The sequence below is a fragment of the Neorhizobium petrolearium genome (assembly GCF_017873175.1).
Taxonomy (GTDB): domain Bacteria; phylum Pseudomonadota; class Alphaproteobacteria; order Rhizobiales; family Rhizobiaceae; genus Neorhizobium; species Neorhizobium petrolearium.
In genome coordinates, this window is record NZ_JAGGJW010000017.1 from 1 (window position 1) to 24,056 (window position 24,056).

Here is a 24,056-nt window from a genome sequence, read left to right on the forward strand (position 1 = left end):
TGAAGATCGAAGCCGAGATCTCAACCCTCGCCTTCCAGTCAAAGGACGCGCAGGAAGGCATCACCGCCTTCATCGAAAAACGGACGCCAAACTTCGGCGGTTCGTGAAGGCTGATCGTGAATGAGGGTTACCGCATGCCTCCTTTAACAGATTTTCTCGTTATTGATTTCTCGACGCTCCTTCCCGGGCCGCTCGCGAGCCCGAGGCGGGCTGAGGTGGGCGCGCAGGTGATCAAGATCGAACGTCCGGACGACGGCGACGCGATGCGCACTTACAAGCCCATTGTCGACGGCGAAAGCCTGCTGTTCGCCATGCTCAACCGCGGCAAGCAGTCAATGGCGGTCGATTTGAAATCGCCTGCCGACATGGAGGTACTCTGGCCGCTGATTGAAAAGGCGGACGCACTGATTGAGGAGTTCCGGCCGGGGGGCATGGACCGCCTTGGCCTCGGATACGATGTGTTGGCAAAGCGCAACCCGCGGCTGCTCTATTGCTCGATCCCCGGCTGGGACCAGACTGGTCCAAAGGCAGGTAAGGGCAACCGTGATCTGAACTTCGTCGCCGAGGCGGGACTGTTGGGTCTTTCCGCCGGTAATTATGGCGTGCCGGCTCTACCGGTGTTCCTCGCGGGAGACATTGCAGGTGGCGCGCCGCCGGTGGTGATCAACATCTTGCTCGCGCTTCGTCAGCGCGACGGCACAGGCCGTGGCATGTATATCGATGGCGCGATGACGAACAGGGGATCGCGACGATCATCGAGCGGGTCTAACAACATCAACTCTCGGGGGAGGACCATGGAGAGAAACGAAGCCGGCGTAAAGCCGGGAGGAGTAGACGATCATATTCTGCAAACACGCGGACTGACGATGGAGTTTCACGGCTTCGTCGCCGTGCGCAACGTCGATCTGAACGTGAGGCGCCACACTATACATGCGCTTATAGGGCCGAACGGGGCGGGCAAGACAACCTGTTTCAATCTCTTGACGAAGTTCCTCACCCCGACGGGTGGTTCGATCGTTTTCAATGGTCGGGACGTCACGAGAACCGGACCCGCGGCGATGGCCCGGCTCGGAATGGTCAGGTCCTTCCAAATCTCCTCGATCTTCCCCCATCTGACGGTGATTGAGAACGTTCGCATGGCGCTTCAACGCAAGCTCGGCACCTCGTTCCACTTCTGGAAGCCGAAGCGTTCGCTTTACCCGCTTCACGTTAGGGCGGACGAGCTCATCGAATGGGTCGGCCTCGAGACCTATCGAGATACGCTTGCCGGCGACCTCTCCTATGGGCGCAAACGTGTTCTCGAACTCGCGACCACGCTCGCACTCGATCCGGAGTTGCTGCTTCTCGACGAACCGATGGCGGGGCTCGGCCACGAGGACATCGGTCGTGTCGCCGAATTGGTGCGGCGTGTATCCGAAGGCCGCACCGTGCTGATGGTCGAGCACAATCTGGATGTGGTTTCCGACCTTTCCGACACCATCACCGTGCTGACGCGAGGCAGCATTCTCGCAGAGGGCGACTACGCCTCTGTTTCCCAAAACCCGGCGGTCCGGGAAGCTTATATCGGAGGCGTCCATGCTTGACACCCATTGCGAAAAACGCCTGCGTATCGAGGGACTGAACGCTTTCTACGGAGACAGCCATGTACTGCATGGCATCGATCTGCATGTCGAGCGCGGTGAACTCGTTACGCTTCTCGGACGCAACGGCGCCGGAAAGACCACCACATTGCGCGCCATCATGGGCCTCGTCGAGCGGCGCGGTGACATCCGCTTCGACGGCGCTGATCTGTCCCGGCTTCCTCCGCATAAGATTGCCCGCTTCGGTATCGGCTACGTGCCGGAAGAACGCGGCATCTTTTCAAGCCTCGACGTCACGGAAAACCTTCTGCTTCCGCCCACGATCAAGCCGGGCGGCATGACCATCGAAGAGATCTACACGCTGTTTCCCAATCTTAAGGAGCGGGCGGGAAGCCAGGGCACGAAACTCTCTGGGGGCGAACAGCAGATGCTTGCGATGGCGCGTATCCTGCGTACTGGCGCCGATTTCCTGTTGTTGGACGAGGTTACGGAGGGTTTGGCGCCGGTCATCATCGAGCAGATCGGCATCGCGATCGGGCTTCTCAAGGAGCGGGGCTTCACGATCCTGCTGGTGGAGCAGAACTTCCCCTTTGCCAGTCGCATCGCCGACCGCCATTACGTAGTCGAGAACGGACGCGTGGTCGACATGGTGGCGAAGGACGACCTCAATGATCCGGGTGTGGCAGAACGCCTGCACTCGTTTCTCGGCGTTTAGGAGGCGAGCATGACGACTATCCTTGGCATTCCCATGCAGGCGCTGCTCGGCCAGATCCTGATCGGGCTCATCAACGGCGCCTTCTATGCACTCCTAAGTCTCGGTCTTGCGATCATCTTCGGCCTGCTCAATATCATCAACTTCGCGCATGGCGCGCTCTACATGCTCGGCGCCTTCGCCGCGTGGCTCCTGCTCAACTATCTCGGCGTCAACTATTGGGGTGCGCTAATCCTTTCTCCGTTTATCGTGGGCGTGCTCGCGGTCGCCATGGAGCGCTATATGCTCCGCCGCATTTACAAGCTGGACCATATCTATGGCCTTCTTCTTACCTTCGGCACCGCTCTTCTGATCGAAGGCGTTTTCCGGAACCAGTTTGGCGTGTCGGGGCTTGCCTACCCGATCCCCGCGCAGCTTCAGGGCGTTCAGAACCTTGGCTTCATCTTTCTCCCGAACTATCGGGCCTGGGTGCTGGTCGCCTCTCTCTTCATATGTTTCGCGACCTGGTTCCTGATCGAAAAAACGCGATTAGGCTCCTATCTGCGCGCCGCGACGGAGAACCCGAAGCTCGTGCAAGCTTTCGGCATCAACGTGCCGTTGATGATCACACTCACCTATGCGTTTGGGGTTGCACTGGCGGCGCTTGCCGGCGTAATGGCTGCCCCCATCTATCAGGTAAGCCCTGTCATGGGCTCCAACATCATCATTGTCGTGTTCGCCGTTGTCGTCATTGGCGGCATGGGCTCGATTCTCGGTGCCATCGTCTCAGGCTTTGGTCTCGGACTCATCGAGGGATTAACGAAGGTCTTTTACCCTGAAGCGTCCAGCACCGTCATCTTTGTCGTCATGGCCATCGTGCTGCTCGTGAAACCCACTGGTCTGTTCGGGAGGGCCGAATGAACACCACCAAGACGCGTCCCTTGTCACGGCACAATGGCCGCCTTTCTCGCCGGATCGCGATTTTCATCCTCGCGGCGGCCGTGCTTGCCATTGCGCCGTACGTCGTCTATCCGGTCTTCTTGATGAAAGCCTTGTGCTTTGCACTCTTCGCCTGTGCGTTCAATCTTCTGATCGGCTATGGCGGGCTCTTGTCCTTCGGACATGCTGCCTTCTTCGGCTCCGCAGCCTATCTCTGTGGTTACGCGGCGCGGGACCTGGGTCTTACCCCGGAACTCAGTGTCCTCGTCGGGACTGTGGGTGCCGGACTGCTGGGCTACGTGATCGGTGCGATCGCTATCCGTCGCCATGGCATCTACTTCGCCATGGTCACGCTGGCGCTGGCGCAGATGGTCTACTTCTTCGCGGTACAGGCCCCGCTCACCGGTGGGGAGAATGGCATGCAGGGAATTCCCCGCGGGTTTCTGTTTGGCATCATCGATCTCAACAACACGATGGCGATGTATGCCTTCGTTGTTGCGGTTTTCCTGATCGGCCTTGCTGTTCTGCACCGTGCGGTCGAATCACCGTTCGGCCAGACCCTGAAGGCCATTCGCGACAACGAGAACCGTGCGATCTCCCTGGGCTATGATTCTAATCGCTACAAGCATCTTGCCTTCGTGTTGTCAGCTGCGATCGCTGGCCTCGCAGGCGCGACCAAGGCACTGGTGTTCCAGCTCGCATCGCTGACGGACGTCCACTGGACGATGTCCGGTGAGGTGGTGCTGATGACGCTGATCGGCGGTCTCGGCACGACGCTGGGTCCCGTAGTCGGGGCCATCATCATCGTCGCGATGCAGACCTATCTCGCCGAGAGCGGCTCGTGGGTCACGGCCATTCAGGGTGCGACGTTCATCGTCTGTGTCCTGATGTTCAGGGAGGGAATTGTCGGCGCCGTCTGGAAGCTGCGAGCGAACGAGCGTTTGCCGGAGCCTCGAGAATAACAATCAGACGCGGAGGCTCATCGTCTCCGCAAGGTTACAGGAAGGAAAAAGCAGGTGTTGGTTGGCAGTTAACCGTGAGAATGCGGCCGCTTTGAGCCAGAATTGGCAGTTAACGTGAGAATCTTGCCGGGAAGATTCTCAGATTAGTTGCAGTTGGGATGACGCGGTTGATCGGGAGGTACCCCTCATGATCTCGTTGATGGCGCTGCTGAAACGCACCTTGTTCTCGCCCCTCATTTGTCCGCAAAGCATTTCGAGCATCTCTGGCCCTGAGCGCTCAACCATGGCTATTGCGGCCAGCAGAGCCGGCCGCAGGTGCAGGGGCAGGATTGGGCATGACGACATTGGCAGACTCTGCCGATCAACGACATCATCGAGATCAGGAATGAGTGCGCCAAGTACCCGGTAACGCCATGGCTCATAATTTCCAAAGGTGGGGTTCTTCACGCGGCGCATCAGCAAAAGTTGTGCAATCCTGGCCGGTGATACCCAGGTTCGAGCTTTTCGTGAGGCCTCATCGTGGAGCAGCCGTTCGCCGATGAGAGCCGTTGCGCTATAGTGACCGAAGGTTGAGGCGCAGCTAACCCCCGAGGGGCTCTGTAGCAGGTCGCCGCAGAGAGCACAGGTGATACGCCAGCCGAGCAACTGACTTCGAAGAATGGCTCTCGGTTCCGTCTTTGCGGGACAACAGGTTGAGCATGACTGTATCGCATCCGTCGCAATCAGGCACCGCGACGACCGGGCGATATCTGTGAAGGTGGTGCGGCGGATCGTTGCCTCATCCACGCAGAGTATATGCGCCAGGCGGAGGATCTGATTGTCGTTGAGACTAAGATCGGTGGCGCGCAGGGATGGCGTCTCTGGGAGGCAATGCCGAAGCATGGCAAGGGGAGGGACACCATAGAACACCGCATGCCGAGCAACCCACGACGACAGCAGCTCATCGGTGCAGGGAGCCAGTGTTACCGGCAACTGCTGGGGGGCTTGAAGGTCATGCGAAGGCGGCTTCCGCATCAAACTCCGGCTCCCATCTCTCGACAGCTGCGTCCGTAATTCTCTCTTGGCCGCTTTCGATGGCCTCGATTGCGAGTGTGTTTAACATATGGAAGAGGTTTGCGGTGATGCCCTCGGATATCTGCAACATCCGCCGTAGCGATTTTGCGGTCAACACCGACGGCTGGCGTAGGGGCGTGTTGCGCAGGATCAAAGAGATCAGGATCTCGAACTGCTCGTTTGCAGCCCAGCGGCTTAGGGTGAACTGTTCAAAGCGGCGGGCCAGTTGCACATCGCCACCGATCGCTTCGCGGGCATCATTGACGCCAAAGCAGACGAGGGAGATCTGAAGTCGGTTGCTGAGGAAGCGCAAGGTGTTGAGGACGATGCGTTGCTCGCGATAGGTTCCGGCGAGGATATTGTGCACCTCGTCAATCACTAACACCTGAACGCCGATAGCCTCCATGATGCGCATCGCCGCCTGCTCCATCTGGGCGATATCGGCGCGTGGCCTTTGCGGTGCGCCGAGAAGGGTTAGTAGTTCCGCGTAGAACCGTCGTTCGCCGGGTCGGCTGGTCATCTCCATGGCCAGAACCGGTGTCTTCAACTTGCCGGTAAGAGAACTGAAGCTCGGTGGATGCTGATCACGGAAACGCTTCATGATCATCGTCTTGCCCATTCCGCTGTCGCCGTAGATGGCGAGCGAAGGCATGCGTGTGCCGCGTGGATGATCGAGCAGTTGGTTGAGCCGCTCAAGCACCTGCTTGGCGCGCGGATAAACCAGCCAGCGGCGTGATCTGATCGCCCTGATGCGTTGCGCATCCGTCTCCGCAAGCAAAGCCGCGGCGTTTGAGGTTAGGTGGGAGATTTCCGTGTTCATGCCAGTTCACTCCGTGTCCTCGTCGAAGGCCACAGGTTTGCTGGAGTCTATCCCGCGAAGCGACCCCCATCCGCCGTCTTCCACTCTCGTTTTGTGGCGGCTTGCGGGACCGCGTCGGGCGAACGCCGTCTTTTTGACTGCTGCCTCGACCAGCTTGCGCTGCTCAACTGCCGTGCCGACTATGGTGCGGGTGTCTAGTTCCCGTCGCCCCTTTGTCAGCAGCGCGCGGCGCGCCGCCAGTGCCTCGTGTAGTGTCACCGAGGGCAAGGTAACGTCGGCATAGCGGGCTTCCACGAAGTTGCCGGACGGGCGCCGGACGAAGACGCGAGCCATATCCCGTGGGTCGTACTTTACAAGGAGACGCCGGTTAGAGCGCCCAACATCGGCGGTGAGGGCAGCTGACCAATAACGCAGCCCGAACAGGTGAATCCCGGTTGGCCGCAGCGTGCGTTCCTGCTCCGGCAGGAACGTCAGCCAGAAACGCATCCGGTCCTGGGGAAGTCGAAGCGGTATCACGTCCTCGTGCTCCCGCCATACTGCAATCGGCGGCCGGCCCAAGCTGCCGTGTATCGAATGGTGATAGGAGCCGACAATGTCCAGCGCGATGTAACGCTCGAGCTCGCGCAAAGTGAGTGCCGCATGTCGCTTAGAGTCGTATTCGCCAAGCTCCTGGGCATTGCTGAACGTCGTGCCAGGCAGCAGGTGGAGTTTTCCCATCTGCGTCCCAATCAGACGCTCGATGTGACCACCGAAGCGTGGCTCCCCTGGCGGCCGCCAGTCGATCGCGATGCCGGCATCCTGGCATCCCCGCTTGAAAGACTGGCTCCTAAAATCGGCGCCGTTGTCGACGTGTAAGGTATCTGGCAAACCTGCAACGGGCCAAGCCTCGCTGATCTCCCGTTCACGCAGCCAAGCTGACTTGTCAAAAACGGAATGCAGAAGGCAAAGACTGGTCGAAAGGCGGGAAGGGGCATCCATCGTGAGGTAGAAGCCCGTCACCATCCGGCTGCAGACATCCATCGCCAGCGTCAGCCAAGGCCGGCCGATCGGCTGCCGCGTTTCCTCGTCAACGACAAAGATATCCGCTTTCGTATGATCGACCTGCACGATCTGCAATGGCCGGGAGGCGGCTAACACCCCGGGAACAGCACGAGTGTTCTTGACGATTTTGGCTTCGCCGCGCCGTTTGGCCCGCTTCTGTAGATCGATGTCTTCGAGTCGAGCTTTGATTGTTCGGCGATGGGGCGGCCGAAGTCCAGCGGAGATGCAGTTCGTCTGCACATCCCGGACCAGCTGTGTAAATGACGCACGATTGCGGGTAAGGTAGTACCGGCTGATCGTCGTCCGAATGATCTCCTCCCGCCTGTCATCTAGTACCCGATGGCCTCCTGGTCGGCCGGGCTTGCGCTCCACCAGGCTCATCACGGTCCCGCCGGCCCGGAATAGCTTGATGAGGCGGTATGCAGTCGCTTGACTGATTTCGAGCTCGGTCGCAAGCAGCGCCACATCCGCCACCGACATCCTGCCAGTGCGGCTTTTCAAAAAGTCTCGAATTGCGTCTGCGCGCCGGCACGCTTCATCCCAAAGCGCTTCGTCAACTTCGTCAGGGAAGGCGTCACTCACAGCAAGATACCGTCGATTTCCTCGGTAGTCTGATTCTCACATTAACTGATCAGATTTATGCGAAATTCTCAAGTTAAGTGCCTATTCTCAAATTAAGTGCCAGGCTATCCTTCTGAAATTGCTGCGACGGATTCTTGGGGTTAAGTGCAAAGCGACAGCAGTCTTCCTGCGGGCAGGCGCCGTCTCCTCCCATGCATGCCGGATAGTGAGCGCCCGGAGTGACTGGCTGGCGCTCCTCCAGCCGAAACTCGTGCTCCCAGGGAATGTTGAGGTCGTATTCGTACAGGAACCGGCGGCCTTTGCGCAGCTTCAATTCGCCAAGCGTCATGGCCGGGGACACACACCGCGCCAGATCGCCCCGGCGAAGGCCAGTGTCGAGATCCACAGCGGCACCAAAGCGATGAGCCCCAGACGCCGATAGGAAAGAACGAGGAAGGCGACCAATGCCAGACCACCGGCTCCCGTGACCGCCGGATACCGAACAAAGACGCTCGAAACACCGAAAACGATCGCCACGCAGATCAGTGCCGCCGCGGTCATTTCCTGCACAGAGAGGGGTGGAGTCGGCTTGACGGTAGCCTCCACAGTCCTCAGATCGGATCCCAGCAGAATACGTCACCCGAACGCTCCATCGGGACGACGCTCGCCTTGAAGGCGGGTAGGACGCGTTCGGCTATCAGGGCCGGCGTCCAACCTCCTCCCGATTGGACGCTGCGAATCGGTCGCATGGCGTTGAACAGGAACAGTTCATTGAGACGAGCTGCGAAAACCTGGCCTGTAATTCCCTCCGCCGCGGCCGATGCCAGGAAGACGACGAGCGGCGCGTTGGTCTCCGGCGTCATGCGCTTCATGCGTTCGACGCGCGCCTGTTCCTCCGGAGTCGTTGCAGGAATGGAGCTCGTCATCCGGCTCCAGGCGAAGGGCGCGACGCAGTTCGAGCGCACGCCGAACCGGCTCATGTCCAGAGCGATTGATTTCGAAAGGCCAACGATGCCGAGCTTGGCCGCGGCGTAGTTCGCCTGACCGAAATTTCCGATCAGGCCGGAGGTGCTGGTCATATGCACGAAGGCGCCTCTGCCTTGAGCACGAAACGGCTCAGCGGCCGCACGGCTCATATAGAAGCTGCCGTTCAAATGCACATTTATCACCGCCTCCCAGTCGGAAGGATCCATCTTGTGGAAGATGACGTCTCGAAGGATCCCGGCATTGTTGACCACCACATCCACCTGACCGAAGCTGTCCATGGTCATTTCGATGGTGCGGCGTGCGGCGTTCCATTCGGACACGCTTTCGCTCGAGATGATCGCCTGGCCGCCGAGCTGCTCGATCATCGCCTTGGTTTCCTCTGCGGGTGCGCTGGAGCGCTCGCCGCTCCCTCCCAGTGAAACGCCGATATCATTGATCACCACGCGAGCGCCCGCCCGGGCAAACTCCAGCGCAATGCCTCGACCGATGCCACCGCCCGCTCCCGTGACGACCGCGACCTTGCCCTCCAGTCCCAAATCGACTGTCATTTCGAATTCCCTCCTTGAACAGGCGTTTTATCGGCCGAGACCGAGCACTTGTTTGGCAACAATGTTGCGCTGAATTTCCGATGAGCCACCATAAATCGATGTTGGTCGCGCCTGAAGGAAGACACTGCCGGGGTAGAGCGTCGGAGCGTCCAGCAGCGGCCCTGCAAGCGTTCCCAGTTCGCCGGCGACCTCCAGTATCCGGTCTGTGATCTCCTGGTAGAGCGCGGACTGGTTGATCTTCAGCATGGAAACGTCAGGGCCGAGCGTTTCGCCGCGTCGCACCTTGTCTGCGAAGGTCTTGTAAAAGGACTTGTGGTCCTCGAGCTCCATGCGCAATCCGTTGAGGAGTGATGCATAGTCAGCGCTCTTTCCCAGATGGTCGCAAAGCCGCTCGAGATGGTCGAGCGCTCCTTCCGATTGCTTTGGTGAGCCCAGGAACAGACGTTCGAAGCCAAGCAGGTTCTTGGCGGTGGTCCAGCCCGAATTCACCTCCCCGACGATCGAGTCGGCGGGGATGCGAACATCGTCGAAGAAGACCTCTGCGAATTCGTCGTGCATGTCGATGTTGACGATCGGACGAACCTTCACGCCGGGCGTATCCATCGGCACAAGAAAGAAGCTTATGCCTTTTTGCTTGGCGGCCTGCTGGTCCGTGCGGGCAAGCACGAAGATCCATTGCGCGTCCATGCCCAGCGTCGTCCAGATCTTCTGCCCGTTGATCACCCACTGATCGCCTTCGCGCACGGCCGACGTGCGGAGCGCCGCAAGGTCGGAGCCGGCGTTGGGTTCGCTATAGCCTTGACACCAGACTATTTCGCCCGAGAGGATCTTCGGCAGATGGTAGGCGCGCTGAGCATCTGTTCCGTGAGCGATCAGGAGAGGACCGACCATGGTCAGGCCAGTATCGGGCAGTCGCGCACAACCATAGCGCTCCATTTCCTCGAACATGATCAGCAGCTTCGAGGGAGAGAGTCCCATCCCGCCATGTTCGCGCGGCCATCCAGGCGCTACCCAGCCCTGCAGCGACAGGATCTTGTACCAGGGCATGGCTTCTGCGGCGTGCAGCCGCTTGGGTGGACTGCGCAGTTCCTGCGGATAGTTGGTAGCGATCCAGCGACCTATCGTAGCGCGGAAGTCCGCATCCGAAAGCGTGTTCAGGTCCGCATGCGGCTCGGGTGCCGTCAGGCTAGCGATGGCTGTCATTTCATTCTCCCCTGAATACTGCTGCACGCTTCTCGAAAAAGGCTGCGCGCCCTTCCAACGCGTCAGCGCTGAACAAGAGCGTCGGCTGGATCTGGCGTTCGAATTCGAGCGCCCTGTCGACCTCCAAGGCGAGGAAGTCCTTTACATAGGCCTCGGCAAAGGCGCAGCTTCTGCCGCAGTGCCGGCGAAAGCCTTGGCTGCGGCAAGCGCTCCACCTTCCGGTACGAGTTCGTCCACGAAGCCGAGGCGGTACCCCTCCAGCGCATCGATCGTTGCCGAGGCGAGGATGATACGGCGCCCGTGCGAAGCCTATGCGCGCTGGCAGCGTGGCCAGCAGCCCCATACTGGGGATCAGACCTATCTTGCCAAAACTCGAGGCAAAACGAGCCGTTTCCGCAGCAACGACGGTTTCGCAAGCCAACGCCAAAGCGAAGCCACCGCCAGCAGCCCACCCTTCAACGGCGGAGACGAGCGGCTTGGGAAACCTCACCATTCGCCCCACGAGATCCTTCACAACCGAGAAACGATCGCGCGCCTCGGCGATGTTGGTCACAGCCTTCTGGTCACGAATATCGCCGCCGGTGGAAAAGTGCCCACCTGCACCCGTCAAAACAACAGCGTGAACGGCTCGGTCGTGTTCAGCATCCGAGAGAAGCTGGACCAACCTGCGTCGCACTGCATGACCGACGGGATTGCAACGCTCGGGCTCGTCCATCGTGAGGATCAGAAGTCCCTCTTCAAGGGCCGCCGCAATCCCGGTCATGGCCGCCCCTCCGTCAGGCCGCCGTAACGTTGGCGATGGAAACCCGCGCTGCCGTAACGCGGTGCCAGCACCATGGCACGGCGCAGGAACAATCCGATATCGGCCTCTTCCGTATATCCGATGGCACCGTGAAGCTGCACCGCCTGTCTCGTAACCAGCATGGCGGCATCGGCGGCCCGCGCCTTCGCTCTGGAGACGATACGACGGCAGTCGTCGCCCGAATCGAACGCTTCGACGGCATCGCGTAGCACCGCCCGCGTCAAGCCAATCTCGATTTCCATATCCACAGCCCTGTGCTGCAGCGCCTGGAAGTGGCCGATAGGTTGGCCGAACTGGACGCGTGTCTTGAGATAGTCGAGCGTGATGGCAAAGGCGCGCCCCATGATTCCAAGCAATGCCGACGCCGTGGCCAGGGCCGCGGCTTCGAGCGCCTTCGCATCTGGCGCAGATAGCCGTTCCGCCTCGACCCCATCGAGGATCAAGGTCGCCGTGTGACCGCCATCGATGGTGTTTTCGATTTCAAGCGACATGCCCGCGGCTTTCGCGTCGACCAACCAGCAGGCTTCAGTCGAAACGACGAGAAACGCATTGGCGGCGGCGGCCATTGGCACGAAACGCTGTCTTCCCGAGATCCGCCCCTCGGCCTCCGTGATGTCTCCGGCGATCGTGAGGCCATCGGGAGCATCGAGCCAGGCCGGCAAGATAAGCTTGTCACCGCTCAACGCTTCGGCGGGTGCGTCCTTGCCCATGAAATCGAGAGCAAGCTGGGCCTCGATGAGCGGCTCGGGCAGCAACGCCGCTCCTACTTCGCCAGCGAGCGCCGCATATTCCGCCATGCCAAGGCCTGCGCCGCCTGCCGCTTCCGGCAGCCGAATTCCAAGCCAACCCATGGCGGAGATCTCGCTCCAGCGTCCTCGATCTATTCCCGGCCTGCTAAAGCGCAGATGTCGAATCGCCTTGAGATCGCCATCGCGCGAGGCAATGCCTGCAGCGCTTTCGACCAACAGGCGCACCCCCTCAAGCCTGTCCTCGCCAGTTGCGAGCGCTGCATCCATCGCCGTTTCCTCCTCATTCGAATTGGGCGAGACCGTTTCCGAGCACCACCATGCCGCGCTCCGCCGCGCACACGCGGAAGGAGCCGTCCGGCCAGATTTCCGTAAGCAATGTCTCCCCCGGCAGGACTGTCGAACTGAAACGAACGTCAAGCCCCTTGAGTCGCGTCGGATCGCCTGCGCAAAGCGTCTTCATCAGAGCATGCGCGGCGATGCCCAGGCTGCACAATCCGTGCAGGATGGGCCGCTCGAATCCGGCCTTGGCGGCAACATCAGGATCAATGTGCAAGGGATTGTCGTCGCCATTCCAACGGTACCAGAGCGCCTGCTCGGGTCGAGTTTGCGTCTTGCGCACAAACGTGGGATCCGTTTCGGGAAGCGTATGGGTCTGCTTCACCGGACCGACCGGCCCCCCGAAACCTCCGTCCCCGCGCAGGAAGGTGGTGGCATGGGTTGTCGCGTAGAGCCTGCCATCGTCCGCGTCGCGCAATTCCTTTTCGGTATAGAGTAGCGCGCCGCGCCCGGCGCCCTTGTCGATGATGCCGGTAACGCGGGTCTTGCCGATCACTACACCTTCAGGCGGTAACGGGGCATGCAGCGTAATGCCTTGCTCGCCATGGACAAGGCGCAGCGCGTCGACCCCGGTATCGGGATTTGCAAGCCAGAACCCCGGGTGGCCGAGCACCAGCGGCAAGGTCGGAAAGGGTGCCAGCGCGCCAGCGCCAACAAACTGCAAATCACCGCGGTCCATCGGATCCTGTCCGACACCGATCGACAAAGCATAGAAGGCACACTCGCGCGGACCGTAGCTCTGACGGACCTCGGGAATGTCGTAGGCCATCAACTTTTCGTAGTCGATCACGGCAAAACCTCCTCATCGCACTCGATCACCGCGTCGAGCGCGAAGGCCCCGTCGGGCAGCGCGAGCACCGGATTGAGATCGATCGCGCGCAGGCGAGGGCCCGCAGCGACGGCAAATGCGGAAAGCCGTGACAACATGGATGCAAGCGCATCGAGATCGACGGGCGCGCGACCGCGTGCCCCGGTCAGGATTGCCGCTGCCTTGATCGACAGGATCATTTCCCGGCGACGGGGCCAAAGACAAGGTCGCGGCCGATACCCATCAGGCATTCGACGCCACCCGAAAGCTGTCGGGCAACCAGGATACCGGCAATGCGCGCCTCGGGAGCCGTCCTGCCAACCGTGCCAAGAATATCGTGATAGGCGGCCCGGACGGAATCGGTATCGACCAGGTTCAGCCTGACGCCGCCGATATCGGACTTGTGAACGATGTCGGGCGAAACGATCTTCATCACGACAGGGAAACCGAGTTCGGCAGCGGCGGCTACCGCCTCCTCCGCCGAGTGCACGATCCGCTCGGCGGCAGCCGCTATGCCGGCTTTCGCGAGAAGCGCCTTTGCCGCGTATTCGTCGGGACTGACGGCCGGCAGGCGGACATTCGGCAGTTCCGGCAGCGCCTTCGGCTTCCGGGCCATCATTTCGCCGACCCGTCCCATCGCCGCAATGGCCCGCACGGCCCGGCTTGGATCGGAAAATACAAGGAAACCGGCCTCTTCGTACGCGCGCGTGACGGCATCATCCGCGATGATGCAGAGCGCCAGCAGCCGGTCGGGAAATTCGGCGCGGATCTTGTGCAAGGTTTCGCGCAGTTTCGGCGCAAGCGTCGCGCTCCCGGCTACATAGGTCATGAAACAAAGGATAGAGCGATATTCGCCATCCCTGATCGCCGCGCGGGTGAACTGCTCGAACAATGACATGTCGTTCAGTGCCTGGGCCGTGCAGTCGAGCGGATTGGCCGGAGCGCCATAAGGCAGAAGCTGTTTCAACCGGACCTGCGCCTCGGCCGGCATGGTCGGCATCGGCAAGCCCACCAGTTCTGCCTCATCGCTGGCGACAATCCCCGCGCCGCCGCTGATGGTGATCACGCCGAGACTATTGTGGGCAGGATAGATCCGCTGCCGCGCCGCGTAGGCGAAATCAAGCATCTGCTCGGTATCACGCACCCGGATGACGCCATGTTCGGCGAGAACTGCCTCGGCCACGGCATCGTCCCCGGTGAGCGAGGCCGTATGCGAGGCGGCCGCCGAAGCGCCGATCGGGCTGCGTCCGGATTTCAGCATGAAGACCGGCTTGCCGGCCGCTCGCGCCGCATCGAGGGCGGCGATCATGCGGTCCGCGTCGCGAAAACCCTCCTGATAGGCGCAGATCACGTCCACCGCATCACTGCCGGCCATCCAGCCGATGGCGTCGGCGACCGTCACATCCGCCTCGTTGCCGGTGGTGACCAGAACCGAGGTCCCAAGGCCGCGCACCCGCGCCACGGCCGCAAGATGCGTTCCGTAAGCGCCCGACTGGCTGGCGATGCCGACATTGCCCGGCAGGGGGAAGTCCATTTCCAGAAACGAGGAAAAGGTGCCGTAATATCCCAAGGCGGACGTGTCCAAGGTTCTTTCCGCGACCTGGCAGCGCTGCAGGGTCCACTTCATGAGAAACGCATTGGCCCATGCCGGGAAGAGCGGTCGGCGTGTCGTCTCCGCCTTCATTGCCACGGCGTTTGCCCAGGACACGCCGGAGGCTGCAAGCCAGCAGTGGCGCAACGTCGCCGATCAGATCAGACCGAAAGTGCCCAAGCTCGCAACTCTCATGGACAGTGCCGAGGAGGACGTGCTGGCCTACATGACCTTTCCCAAGGCGCATTGGACCAAGCTGCACTCGACCAATCCCATCGAGCGGCTGAACGGCAAGATCAAGCGGCGCACCGAGGTCGTCGGCATCTTTCCCAACGACGATGCCGTCGTCAGGCTCGTCGGTGCCTTGTTGCTCGAGCAGAACGACGAATGGGCCGTCCAGCGATCACGCTAAATGACCCTTGAGACCATCGCGACAATGAGCGATGATCCCCTCATCAGCCTGCCCGCCGCGGCAAGCTGATCCAGTCCCGGCTCTGCCCGGAAGGCACGGCGAACGCCGAAGCTACACCCCCTGGGACACGATCCGACCAACTTCCGCCGCAGCGAGGTGATTGTCATCGGGCTTTGCGCCTGGCCGTAGATCTGCACGAAGCGCGGACCGAACAGGAACAGTGCTTCGTCGTAAGACGCGAGTTTCTCCGCACCTTTTTCCAAGGTCATGTTGCTCACGGGTTCAAAGTAGGCTGCCACATTGAAGTTCTATCACGATGTAGGCTTCGAGCAGAACAAGACAGGCTTCCAGGTTCGGCGCATTCCACCTCGGGCCTCGTAACGCGCCATAAATAAATCGCCCGTGAATGCCCCAATATAAGCCTACCGTATATCGGTGCCCTTTAATGTTCAGGGGCCAACCAAGCTCCGGAAGCTGGAAGCATATTCTTGACGCCCCAACTGCGATTAGACAACTCCATCATTCGGGAGTGGAATGGTCGGGACGCGCGGCAGCGACACATATCAGGCGATGTCGCCCGTATGCGTTTCGAGTTTCGCGGCCAATTTGTCCGCAACCTCGATCAGCGGCACAAGAAACTGATCGCGCGCCGCATCCGGCGTCATGGCGCGGCGCAGATAGATGATGTTCATGGCGCCGAACACCTGCGAGTGCGTCCTGATCGGGACGCCGATGCTGAAAAACTTGGACTCGTAGTTTTCGCGCGAATAGCTTTCGTCCATCGTGGCATAGCCCCGTGCCCGCACGTTTTCGAGCAGCGCTTCCAATGCGTCCAAGGCGCGCGCGAGGGCGAATTCCGGTGCGGGATTCTTCTGTGCGCGCTCCAGGAAAGCTTGCCGTTCCTCTTCCGGGCAGAAGGCGAGATAGGCCCGCCCGAGGCTGGTGTGGAGCACCGGTGCCCGGTATCCCGGCTTGCGGAAAAAGCGCATCGGCTCGGTTTCGCGCGATGTCTCGATGACCAGCATTGCGTCCTCGTCGAAGATCGACACATCCGAAGGCCAACCAATGGATTGCCGGAACTGCGCCAGATCCTCGGACACAATTGCGCCGATGGCCTGATGCCGGTTGTAGCCAACGCTGAGCTGCAGGGTCTTGCCGGTGACACGGTAGGTCCGGCTGTCGCTGTCGCGCACAATATATCCGGCATGGGCCAGCGTGGTCAGCATCCGGACGATGGTTGCCTTGTCCAGCGATGTCAGGCGGTGAATTTCGCCCACCGTGGCGTTTCCTGTCGTCTTGTTGATCGCGGCCAGAACGTCGAGCACCCGCAAGGCCGCGATCACCGGTTGGTAGGCCATGTCAATTCCCTCCCGAACTTGTCATTTCCCCAACCGGGGCTTCCACGGATCGAGAGTGGTGCCAAGAATGAAGTGGATGGGGTGACAAGAAAATTCTCCGTTTGCGGCTTTCACATAGCCGTTTTTGTGACCGGTGAACAGCCTGCCGAACCAGGTTGCATTTTGCATGAGGAGGACTATGCTAATAATGAAATGAAATTTCACTTGGTGAAGTTCTCAGAATCGGAGGGGATCATGTCCAGGACTGCATTTATCGACCTTGGGGCCATGGCTGGCCCGATGATGTCCAGTGTCGCGCGAAAGCGTCTTGCGATCAGCGCATATGATATTGTTCGGGCGGTGCGTGCGTGCGGCAGGCGCGGTCTTGGGGCTGGCGTCGAGCGGTCGCGTTTGACCCATGGCTGAGGGCGGTGCAATGGACAGTTCGACCTATTCCATGGTCCTTGAGACATCGGAGAAGCTTTTTGCCGGTTGCGGGGGGGAGGGTTTCGACCCCGCTCTCTGGTTGGCCGCCGAAGAGGCAGGGTTTCCACTCGCCCTGCTGAGCGAAGAACACGGTGGATTCGGTTTCTCCGCCCGGGAAGCCTTTGCCCCCGTGCGGGTGGCGGCGGCCTGTGCCGTTGCCCTGCCGCTGGGCGAAACGCTGCTGGCCAACTGGGTGGCGTCGCTGGCCGGGCTGGGAACGCTCGAGGGGCCCGTGGCGCTGGCCTGGAGTGGCGTGGCGGCGATGCCGTTCGGGCGTTATCTGCGCACGGTCGTCTGCCTGTCCAAACTGGATGGCGGTGTCGGGCTGTCCCTTCTGCATCCCGCCGCCGAACTCTGGCACGCGGGCACCAACCACGCGGGCGAGGAGCGTGATGTGCTGGTCGCTACCGAACCGGTCGCGCCGCAGGCTCGTGTCGCAATGTCCCCAGTCGCTCTGCGCGCGATCATGTCGACCTTGCGCACAGTGCAGATGGCCGGCGCGATCGAGGCGGTTGCCGATATGTGCCTGCGCTATTGCAATGTGCGCGAACAATTCGGGCGCCCGCTGGGAAAGTTTCAGGCGATCCAACACCAACTGGCCATTCTTGCGACCCACAGCTGTGCCGCCACCGTTGCCGCCGACATGGCGGTGGCAGCTTTTGAAACACTCGCGACGCAGGGGGAAGAGGTTTTCATTCCGACTGCGGCCGCGGCAAAACTGCGCGCGGCAGAGGCCGCGACGGCCGCAGCGTCAATCGCGCATCAGGTTCATGGAGCGATCGGTTTCAGCGAGGAATATCCCCTGCATCTGCTGACCCGCCGTCTCTGGTCGTGGCGGGACGAGGACGGTTCTGAATCACAATGGGCCGAGTATCTGGCGAACTGGGCGCAAACCCAACCCGAGCGTGGTCTGTGGCCCGCACTGACCGCCTGCGACCTGGCAAAGGTGGCGTGATGGCACTTCCGACCTTTCCGCTTGAAGCGACGACTCCGGCGCAGGCGGCGCTGAGGGATGAGGTCCGCGCCTTTCTGGCCGAAGCGCTTACGGATCTGCCCGCCCGCGAACGGGCACGATCCTGGACCGGGTTCGACGCAGGTTTCAGCAGGAAACTGGGCGAACGCGGCTGGCTGGGTATGACCCTGCCGAAAGAATACGGCGGCCATGACCGCAGTGCCGTGGACCGGCATATCGTCGTCGAAGAACTGCTCGCGGCGGGGGCGCCCGTTGCGGCCCACTGGATTGCGGATCGCCAAAGCGCGCCCCTGATCCTGCGCCATGGCACCGAGGAACAGCGCCGGACCATCCTGCCGCGCATCGCGGCGGGAACCTGTTTCTTTGGCATCGGCATGAGCGAGGCCAACAGCGGCTCGGATCTGGCGTCCGCGCGGACACGGGCCGAAAAGACGGCTGATGGCTATGTCCTGAACGGAACCAAGCTGTGGACGACATACGCGCACAAGGCGCATTACATGATCGTCTTTTGCCTTACTGGCCAGGCCGAGAGCCGATACGGCGGCTTTAGTCAGGTTCTCGTGGACATGAGCCTTCCGGGGATTTCCGTCAGCCCGGTTCTGGACATCGCTGGAGAGCACCACTTCAACGAAGTGTCGTTTGACAATGTGCTGCTGCCCCCTGACGCCCTCCTGGGCAAGGAAGGCGACGGCTGGGCACAGGTCATGTCGGAACTGGCGTTCGAACGCAGCGGCCCGGACCGGTTCCTTTCATCCTTCGTGTTGGTGGATGAGTTGCTGCGCTGCCTCAAACGCATGCCCGGCGCGGCAGAAACCTCCGATCTGGGCCGCATGGTCGCCCGGCTGATGATTCTGCGGCAAATGTCGCTGTCAGTCGCCGGGCGTCTGGCGCGGGGCGAGCAGCCGGTTCTGGCGGCCGCAATCGTCAAGGATCTGGGTGCATTGTTCGAACAGGACGTGCCGGAAATCGCGCGGCGAGTTCTGCACGAAAATGCGTCGGACCCCGAATATGCGGCGGTGTTTCGGCGCATCCTACTGGCCGCCCCCAGTTTTTCGCTGCGGGGAGGAACCCGCGAAATCCTGCGCGGGATCATTGCCCGTGGCCTCGGTCTGCGGTGAAGAAAAGGGACGAAAACATGACGCTTGTAACGACAGAGCGTGACGATGCGGGCATTGTGACAATGACGCTCAACGCGCCAGAAACCCGCAATGCCATTTCGGACATGCCCATGATCGAGGCAATTCTTGCCGCGCTGACCGAAGCGCAGGCTGATCCGGAGGCCCGGGTGATTTTGCTGACGGGGGCGGGGGCCGCCTTTTCCTCGGGCGGGAACATCAAGTCGATGTCGCCGGGACAGGGGCTGGTGGACAAGGTTCCGGCGATCACGCGGCGCAACTACCGGGCCGGGATTCAACGGCTGCCGCTTGCGTTCGAGGATTGCGACCTGCCCATCGTCGCCGCCGTCAATGGCCCGGCGGTCGGCGCCGGTTGCGATCTGACACTGATGTGCGATCTGCGTATCGCTGGCGCGTCTGCGACGTTCGCCGAAAGCTTTGTCCGCATCGGCATCGTGCCGGGCGATGGCGGCGCGTGGCTGCTGCCGCGCGTGGTGGGTTTTGCGCGCGCCTCGGAAATGGCGCTGACCGGCGACACGATTGATGCGCAAACCGCGCTGAGCTATGGGCTGGTCAGCCGCGTCGTTCCAGACGACGAGCTGTTGAATGAAGCGCGCGCCATCGCCGGACGCATTGCCGCTAATCCGGGTCATGCCGTGCGCATGACCCGCCGGCTGCTGCGTCAGGCCTATAATCGTGATCTGTCCGTCACGCTGGAGCTATCATCGGCCATGCAGGCCCTTGCGCATGAAACCGATGACTACACCAAGACGCTTGCGGCCATGCGCGCGCGCATCGAGAAGTCCAGATCATGACCGGCGCGCTTGACGGGATCCGGGTGCTCGATCTTTCTCGGGTTCTGGCAGGGCCTTGGGCCACGCAGATTCTGGGCGATCTGGGGGCCGAGGTGATCAAGGTCGAACGACCCGGCGCGGGCGACGACACGCGCGCTTGGGGGCCGCCTTCGGCCGAGCTGGGCGGAGAGCAGTTTTCAGCCTATTACCTGGCCTGCAACCGCAACAAGCAATCTATCGCCATTGACATGGCCCGGCCCGAGGGGGCGGCGCTCATCCGTCGCATGGCCCGCGAGGCGGATATCCTGGTCGAGAATTTCAAGACCGGCGATCTGGCGCGTTACGGGCTGGACTATGACAGCTTGCACGTGATCAACCCGCGGCTGATCTATTGTTCCGTTACAGGGTTCGGTCAGACCGGACCCTATGCCGGGCGCGGCGGCTATGATTTTCTGGTGCAGGGAATGGGCGGACTGATGAGCGTCACCGGCAACTCTGCCGACGACCCGGTGAAGGTCGGCGTGCCGGTCATAGATATTTTTACCGGCCTCTACGCCACCATCGCCATTCAGGCCGCCCTGCGCCACCGCGAACGCTCCGGTGAGGGGCAGTACATCGATTGCGCCCTGCTGGATACTTCTGTCGCCATTCTGTCCAATCAGGGGATGAACTGGCTTATCGGCGGCGTGACGCCTCGCCCCATGGGCAATTCACATCCCAATGTCGTGCCCTACCGCGCCTTTGCGACGGCTGACGGGCATATCATCGTTGCCGTGGGTAACGACAAACAGTTCGCTGCGCTGTGCCGGGTGCTGGGCCGGGCCGACCTGGTCCAACACCCCGAATATCTGACCAATGAACTGCGCAATCGCAACCGCGCGATGCTGGAGCCGGAACTTGAACGCGAGATCGCCAACTGGAACAGCCCTGAACTTCTTGCCGCGATGGAGGCTGCCCGAGTGCCGGGCGGACCGATCAACCGCATCAATGAGGTTTTTGCCGACCCGCAGGTGCAGGCGCGCGGCATGGTCGTGCCCGTCGCCACCTCTGCCGGACAAGAAACGCCACAGGTCCGGTTTCCTCCGATCATGACTGCCTCACCTGCCACGATCCGGCGCGCACCACCGGCGCTTGGGGCTGATGGTGCGGCGATATTGCGTGGTCTGGGGCTCGACGACGCCGAAATACAGCAGCTTATTACGGTCGGGGTAATCTGCATACCTGAGCCAAATCAAGGGAGAAAATGACAATGACTCACCCCACCTTCATCCTGAACGGAGAGGCCAGGGACACGGGAACCCTGGGAACGTTACCGTTGATGGACCCGGCGACCGAAACCGAAATCGCCCAAATCCCCAAAGCGGGCCGGGCCGAGGCGATCGAGGCCGCGCGACTTGCCGCCGAGGGCTTTGCCGAGTGGTCCGTCGTTTCGCCCTTTGAGCGCAGCAAGATCCTGCGTGCCGCGGCGGCGATCATGCGGGAACAGGCGGAGGCCGCCGCCGCCGACATGACCCGTGAGCAGGGCAAGCCCCTGGCGCAGGCGCGGGGCGAATGGATGGTTTCCGCCGATTGCCTCGAATGGTTTGCCGAAGAGGGGCGCCGCACCTATGGACGCCTCGTCCCGTCGCGGGCGGCAAACATGACATGGACCGCGCATCAGCGGCCCGTCGGGCCGATCGCGGCCTTCACGCCCTGGAACTTCCCCGCCTTCACGGTGATGCAGAAACTTGCGCCGGCGCTGGCAGCGGGCTGCTCCGTGGTCCTGAAACCGGCGGAGGAAACGCCAATGACGGCGTGGCGCATCTGCCGGGCGCTGCTTGACGCGGGATTGCCGCCCAAGGCCATCGGGTTGATCTGGGGCGATCCGGCGGAAATTTCCGACACGCTGATCAAGGCGCCGGAGATCCGCAAGGTTTCCCTGACCGGGTCCATCCGCGTCGGACGCCTGCTCGCCAGCGCCGCCGGCCATGAGCTCAAGAAGGTCACGATGGAACTGGGTGGCCATGCGCCGGTGATCGTTGCCCGAGATGCCGATCTATCCCAGTTGGTTCCGCTGGCGGCAGAGTGGAAGTTCCGAAATACTGGGCAGGTCTGCGTTTCGCCGACGCGGTTTCTGGTCGAGACCCCTCTCTATGACGACTTCGTTGCAGGTATGGCCGAGGCGGCCGCGAAAATTACCGTCGGCAACGGGGCAGACCCGAAGACAGTCATGGGGCCGCTGACAACCGCGGCGCAGTTGACCAAGGTGCAGGGGCTTTACGACGACGCTGTCGCCAAGGGCGCTCGTGTCGCCGCGGGCGGTGAACGGATCGGCAATCAGGGCTGGTTCTTTGCCCCGACCGTTCTTGCGGACATGACGACAGACATGCGCGCCATGAACGAAGAGCCCTTCGGCCCCCTGGCCCTGGTGGCAAAGGTCGATAATATCGACGCCGCGCTGGCAGAGGCGAACCGGATGCCGGTCGGGCTCGCATCCTATGCCTTTACGGAAAATTCACGAACACGGCATCGCATCGTTTCCGGCATCAAGGCCGGGATGCTGGGCGTCAATCATTTCGCCTTGGCGATGCCCGAGACACCTTTCGGTGGTGTGCTCGACAGCGGAATGGGGTCGGAAGGGGGGATAGAAGGCATAAGCGCCTATCTGACACCGTTCCTGGTCACCGCACGGGAATCATAGTGAAACCCTGAGCAGGTTCCGAAAGTCTACGGAAACCAATGTCATCAATGCCCGCCCCCATCCAGATGGGGGAGGGCATTGCAGCAAGATCATGCTTCAGGCGTCTCTTGCGCAAATGCGCCGACGGTGGGCGCTGAAAGTCCAGGCACGCCGTCCCAGCAACCACCTTGTGATCATCGGCAATGACCTGATTTTCGACGATCGGCACCTCATGCGCGTATCATTATCATCGCCGCTCGGCATCGCGTGCTCGTCGCACATCTGCTCCCGGCCCGGCGCATGCTCGACAGGGATGCGCTACGCGCGATATTTCACTTGTTGAAATTCAATTTCATTGACAGCATGCCAATCGTCTGTGACGATGGAGCTGTCAAAATGCGGATTCCCGTGGGTAGCTTCGGAGGAACGTTGGGGCGGAATGACAACCTGGGCCGTCGGCTTTTCAGGCGCATTGTGCAGCAGGCCAAGGATTGCCCGCTCATCCCCGGCAACCCGCGTGAGCTGAGCATGTATCCGGCAGGGCTGCCCTCGTATCTCGAGGAATGCGAGAAGTCGATCGCAGAGGGGCTCTCGGGTTTCCAGAGAGCTTAATGGACGGGTGTCTGGAAAATGGTCGGTAAGCCACACAGCGCCACAAGGGTTCGGACGGCTGAATGGCCGCGCGGCCCTTGGGAAACTGGGCGACCACCTTGAACTTCGAGAGACGGCTTCTGGACCGATCGGTTCCGATGCCCGAGCGCAGTAAAACACAAAAGGGAAGGAGAAGAGATTATGCGTCTCGCAAACAAACTTACGGTCATCACCGCTGCCGCATCCGGCATGGGCAAGGCCGCCGTGGAACTTTTTTCGAAAGAGGGCGCGCGCGTTGCGGCGATCGACCTCAATGAGGAAGGACTGGCTTCGCTCAAGGCGGAGATGAAGAAGAAAGGCTTCGACATCGTCACCATCGCCGCCGACCTGTCGACGGAGAGCGGCGCACGCGACAGCCTTAACGCCGCCGTCAAGGCGTTGGGCGGCCTTGATGTTCTCTGGGCTCATGCGGGGATACCCGGACCGGCTGGCATCGAACAAGTGGACATGGCGGCGTTTCGCAAGTCGCTCGCCGTAAATGTCGAAGCCGCAGTCATTGGGGCCGGCGAGGCGGTGGGCCACATGCGTAAGCGCGGGGGCGGCTCAATCATTTTCACCAGCTCGATATCCGGACTCGTGGGGTCCATGTGGAGCCCGCTCTACTCCGTTGCCAAATTCGGTATCGTCGGCCTGACCAAATCCCTCTGCCAGACCTACGCCCCCGACAATGTGCGCGTGAACGCGATCTGTCCCGGTCTGACGGAGACGCCGATGGCCTTGGAATTCACCAGCCGGAAGGGTGATCCGGACGAAGCCGCCAGAAACAAGGAGATGATGATCAATTCCGTACCGTTGAAACGGCTCGGGCGTCCCGAAGATATGGCGCAGGCCGCCCTGTGGCTGGCCTCGAACGACTCTGCCTACGTCACAGGTGTCGCTCTTCCCGTGGACGGGGGGTTCACCGCGAAATAACGATTCTGCGCGTGCGTTGCAGCGAAGCGGGGGGGCGAAACATCGC

Annotated in this window: 25 protein-coding genes and 3 pseudogenes; 14 read left to right on the plus strand and 14 right to left on the minus strand. The window is 61.4% G+C overall.

The window, feature by feature from the left end; genetic code table 11:
- Window positions 1–134: 134 nt before the first annotated feature.
- From J2046_RS33965 to J2046_RS27125, 5 genes and pseudogenes are all read left to right on the plus strand, one after another.
- Window positions 135–737, plus strand: a pseudogene (locus J2046_RS33965) (CoA transferase); the annotation flags it as partial.
- A 57-nt stretch (window positions 738–794) separates the two neighbouring features.
- Complete coding sequence (locus J2046_RS33970; RefSeq protein WP_227705965.1) at window positions 795–1,583, plus strand: ABC transporter ATP-binding protein; 789 nt, start codon at window positions 795–797, stop codon at window positions 1,581–1,583.
- Entirely contained in the window at window positions 1,576–2,295 is a 720-nt protein-coding gene (locus J2046_RS27115) for an ABC transporter ATP-binding protein (protein WP_210057151.1), read from the plus strand. Before J2046_RS33970 ends, J2046_RS27115 begins: the two co-directional genes overlap by 8 nt.
- Before the next feature lie 9 nt (window positions 2,296–2,304).
- Entirely contained in the window at window positions 2,305–3,192 is an 888-nt protein-coding gene (locus J2046_RS27120) for a branched-chain amino acid ABC transporter permease (RefSeq protein WP_210057153.1), read from the plus strand.
- Window positions 3,189–4,172, plus strand: coding sequence for a branched-chain amino acid ABC transporter permease (locus J2046_RS27125; RefSeq protein WP_210057155.1), 984 nt, complete (start codon window positions 3,189–3,191; stop codon window positions 4,170–4,172). Before J2046_RS27120 ends, J2046_RS27125 begins: the two co-directional genes overlap by 4 nt.
- A gap of 138 nt (window positions 4,173–4,310) precedes the next feature.
- On the opposite strand, the gene J2046_RS27130 is transcribed toward J2046_RS27125, so the two are convergent.
- The 12 genes from J2046_RS27130 to J2046_RS27185 form a co-directional block, all read right to left on the minus strand.
- Entirely contained in the window at window positions 4,311–5,186 is an 876-nt protein-coding gene (locus J2046_RS27130) for a TniQ family protein (RefSeq protein ID WP_210057156.1), read from the minus strand.
- The gene (locus J2046_RS27135) at window positions 5,164–6,045 is read right to left on the minus strand and encodes a TniB family NTP-binding protein (protein ID WP_092938780.1); all 882 of its coding nucleotides are present in this window, start codon (window positions 6,043–6,045) and stop codon (window positions 5,164–5,166) included. Before J2046_RS27135 ends, J2046_RS27130 begins: the two co-directional genes overlap by 23 nt.
- Window positions 6,046–6,051: 6 nt before the next feature.
- Window positions 6,052–7,668 carry a Mu transposase C-terminal domain-containing protein gene (locus J2046_RS27140; protein WP_210057157.1) on the minus strand — a complete coding sequence of 539 codons (1,617 nt, stop codon included), beginning with the start codon at window positions 7,666–7,668 and terminating at the stop codon, window positions 6,052–6,054.
- A gap of 73 nt (window positions 7,669–7,741) precedes the next feature.
- Entirely contained in the window at window positions 7,742–7,996 is a 255-nt protein-coding gene (locus J2046_RS27145) for an IS1096 element passenger TnpR family protein (protein WP_210057158.1), read from the minus strand.
- Window positions 7,993–8,208, minus strand: coding sequence for a hypothetical protein (locus tag J2046_RS27150; protein ID WP_062653571.1), 216 nt, complete (start codon window positions 8,206–8,208; stop codon window positions 7,993–7,995). Before J2046_RS27150 ends, J2046_RS27145 begins: the two co-directional genes overlap by 4 nt.
- A gap of 50 nt (window positions 8,209–8,258) precedes the next feature.
- Window positions 8,259–9,182, minus strand: coding sequence for an SDR family NAD(P)-dependent oxidoreductase (locus tag J2046_RS27155; protein ID WP_062653569.1), 924 nt, complete (start codon window positions 9,180–9,182; stop codon window positions 8,259–8,261).
- Between the two features lie 27 nt (window positions 9,183–9,209).
- The gene (locus tag J2046_RS27160) at window positions 9,210–10,385 is read right to left on the minus strand and encodes an acyl-CoA dehydrogenase family protein (protein ID WP_210057159.1); all 1,176 of its coding nucleotides are present in this window, start codon (window positions 10,383–10,385) and stop codon (window positions 9,210–9,212) included.
- Window position 10,386: 1 nt separating this feature from the next.
- Entirely contained in the window at window positions 10,387–11,148 is a 762-nt protein-coding gene (locus tag J2046_RS27165; protein WP_210057160.1) for an enoyl-CoA hydratase/isomerase family protein, read from the minus strand.
- Entirely contained in the window at window positions 11,145–12,203 is a 1,059-nt protein-coding gene (locus J2046_RS27170) for an acyl-CoA dehydrogenase family protein (protein ID WP_210057161.1), read from the minus strand. Before J2046_RS27170 ends, J2046_RS27165 begins: the two co-directional genes overlap by 4 nt.
- A gap of 13 nt (window positions 12,204–12,216) precedes the next feature.
- Window positions 12,217–13,062 carry a MaoC/PaaZ C-terminal domain-containing protein gene (locus tag J2046_RS27175; protein ID WP_227705910.1) on the minus strand — a complete coding sequence of 282 codons (846 nt, stop codon included), beginning with the start codon at window positions 13,060–13,062 and terminating at the stop codon, window positions 12,217–12,219.
- Window positions 13,059–13,280, minus strand: a complete 222-nt coding sequence (locus J2046_RS34165; protein ID WP_210057162.1) for an acetate--CoA ligase family protein — start codon at window positions 13,278–13,280, stop codon at window positions 13,059–13,061. The genes J2046_RS27175 and J2046_RS34165 overlap by 4 nt, the downstream gene beginning before the upstream one ends.
- Window positions 13,277–14,764 carry an acetate--CoA ligase family protein gene (locus J2046_RS27185; RefSeq protein WP_320443069.1) on the minus strand — a complete coding sequence of 496 codons (1,488 nt, stop codon included), beginning with the start codon at window positions 14,762–14,764 and terminating at the stop codon, window positions 13,277–13,279. The genes J2046_RS34165 and J2046_RS27185 overlap by 4 nt, the downstream gene beginning before the upstream one ends.
- Between J2046_RS27185 and J2046_RS27190 the strand changes: the two are divergent.
- Window positions 14,649–15,152: pseudogene (locus tag J2046_RS27190) on the plus strand (transposase); the annotation flags it as partial. The gene J2046_RS27185 and the pseudogene J2046_RS27190 sit on opposite strands and share 116 nt — an antisense overlap.
- Here the strand turns inward: J2046_RS27190 and J2046_RS27195 are convergent.
- On the minus strand, window positions 15,080–15,352 hold the full coding sequence (locus J2046_RS27195) for a hypothetical protein (protein WP_210057366.1): 273 nt from the start codon (window positions 15,350–15,352) through the stop codon (window positions 15,080–15,082). The pseudogene J2046_RS27190 and the gene J2046_RS27195 sit on opposite strands and share 73 nt — an antisense overlap.
- Between J2046_RS27195 and J2046_RS33975 the strand changes: the two are divergent.
- Window positions 15,345–15,464 (plus strand): annotated as a pseudogene (locus J2046_RS33975) (GNAT family N-acetyltransferase); the annotation flags it as partial. The gene J2046_RS27195 and the pseudogene J2046_RS33975 sit on opposite strands and share 8 nt — an antisense overlap.
- Window positions 15,465–15,646: 182 nt before the next feature.
- Here the strand turns inward: J2046_RS33975 and J2046_RS27200 are convergent.
- A complete protein-coding gene (locus J2046_RS27200; protein WP_320443070.1) occupies window positions 15,647–16,408 on the minus strand; it encodes an IclR family transcriptional regulator domain-containing protein in 762 nt (253 codons plus the stop codon).
- A 267-nt stretch (window positions 16,409–16,675) separates the two neighbouring features.
- On the opposite strand from J2046_RS27200, the gene J2046_RS27205 reads away from it, so the two are divergent.
- The 7 genes from J2046_RS27205 (at window position 16,676) to J2046_RS27235 (ending at window position 24,010) form a co-directional block, all read left to right on the plus strand.
- Window positions 16,676–16,846 carry a hypothetical protein gene (locus tag J2046_RS27205; RefSeq protein ID WP_210057167.1) on the plus strand — a complete coding sequence of 57 codons (171 nt, stop codon included), beginning with the start codon at window positions 16,676–16,678 and terminating at the stop codon, window positions 16,844–16,846.
- Window positions 16,847–16,856: 10 nt separating this feature from the next.
- A complete protein-coding gene (locus J2046_RS27210; RefSeq protein ID WP_210057169.1) occupies window positions 16,857–17,861 on the plus strand; it encodes an acyl-CoA dehydrogenase family protein in 1,005 nt (334 codons plus the stop codon).
- The gene (locus J2046_RS27215) at window positions 17,861–18,997 is read left to right on the plus strand and encodes an acyl-CoA dehydrogenase family protein (RefSeq protein ID WP_210057171.1); all 1,137 of its coding nucleotides are present in this window, start codon (window positions 17,861–17,863) and stop codon (window positions 18,995–18,997) included. The genes J2046_RS27210 and J2046_RS27215 overlap by 1 nt, the downstream gene beginning before the upstream one ends.
- 17 nt (window positions 18,998–19,014) lie before the next feature.
- Window positions 19,015–19,809, plus strand: coding sequence for a crotonase/enoyl-CoA hydratase family protein (locus J2046_RS27220; protein ID WP_210057173.1), 795 nt, complete (start codon window positions 19,015–19,017; stop codon window positions 19,807–19,809).
- Window positions 19,806–21,035, plus strand: coding sequence for a CaiB/BaiF CoA transferase family protein (locus tag J2046_RS27225; protein ID WP_210057175.1), 1,230 nt, complete (start codon window positions 19,806–19,808; stop codon window positions 21,033–21,035). Before J2046_RS27220 ends, J2046_RS27225 begins: the two co-directional genes overlap by 4 nt.
- Window positions 21,036–21,037: 2 nt before the next feature.
- A complete protein-coding gene (locus tag J2046_RS27230) occupies window positions 21,038–22,468 on the plus strand; it encodes an NAD-dependent succinate-semialdehyde dehydrogenase (protein ID WP_210057176.1) in 1,431 nt (476 codons plus the stop codon).
- A gap of 771 nt (window positions 22,469–23,239) precedes the next feature.
- Window positions 23,240–24,010 (plus strand): SDR family NAD(P)-dependent oxidoreductase, encoded by a 771-nt coding sequence (locus tag J2046_RS27235; RefSeq protein WP_210057178.1) that lies wholly within the window; start codon window positions 23,240–23,242, stop codon window positions 24,008–24,010.
- The last annotated feature ends 46 nt before the right edge of the window (window positions 24,011–24,056 follow it).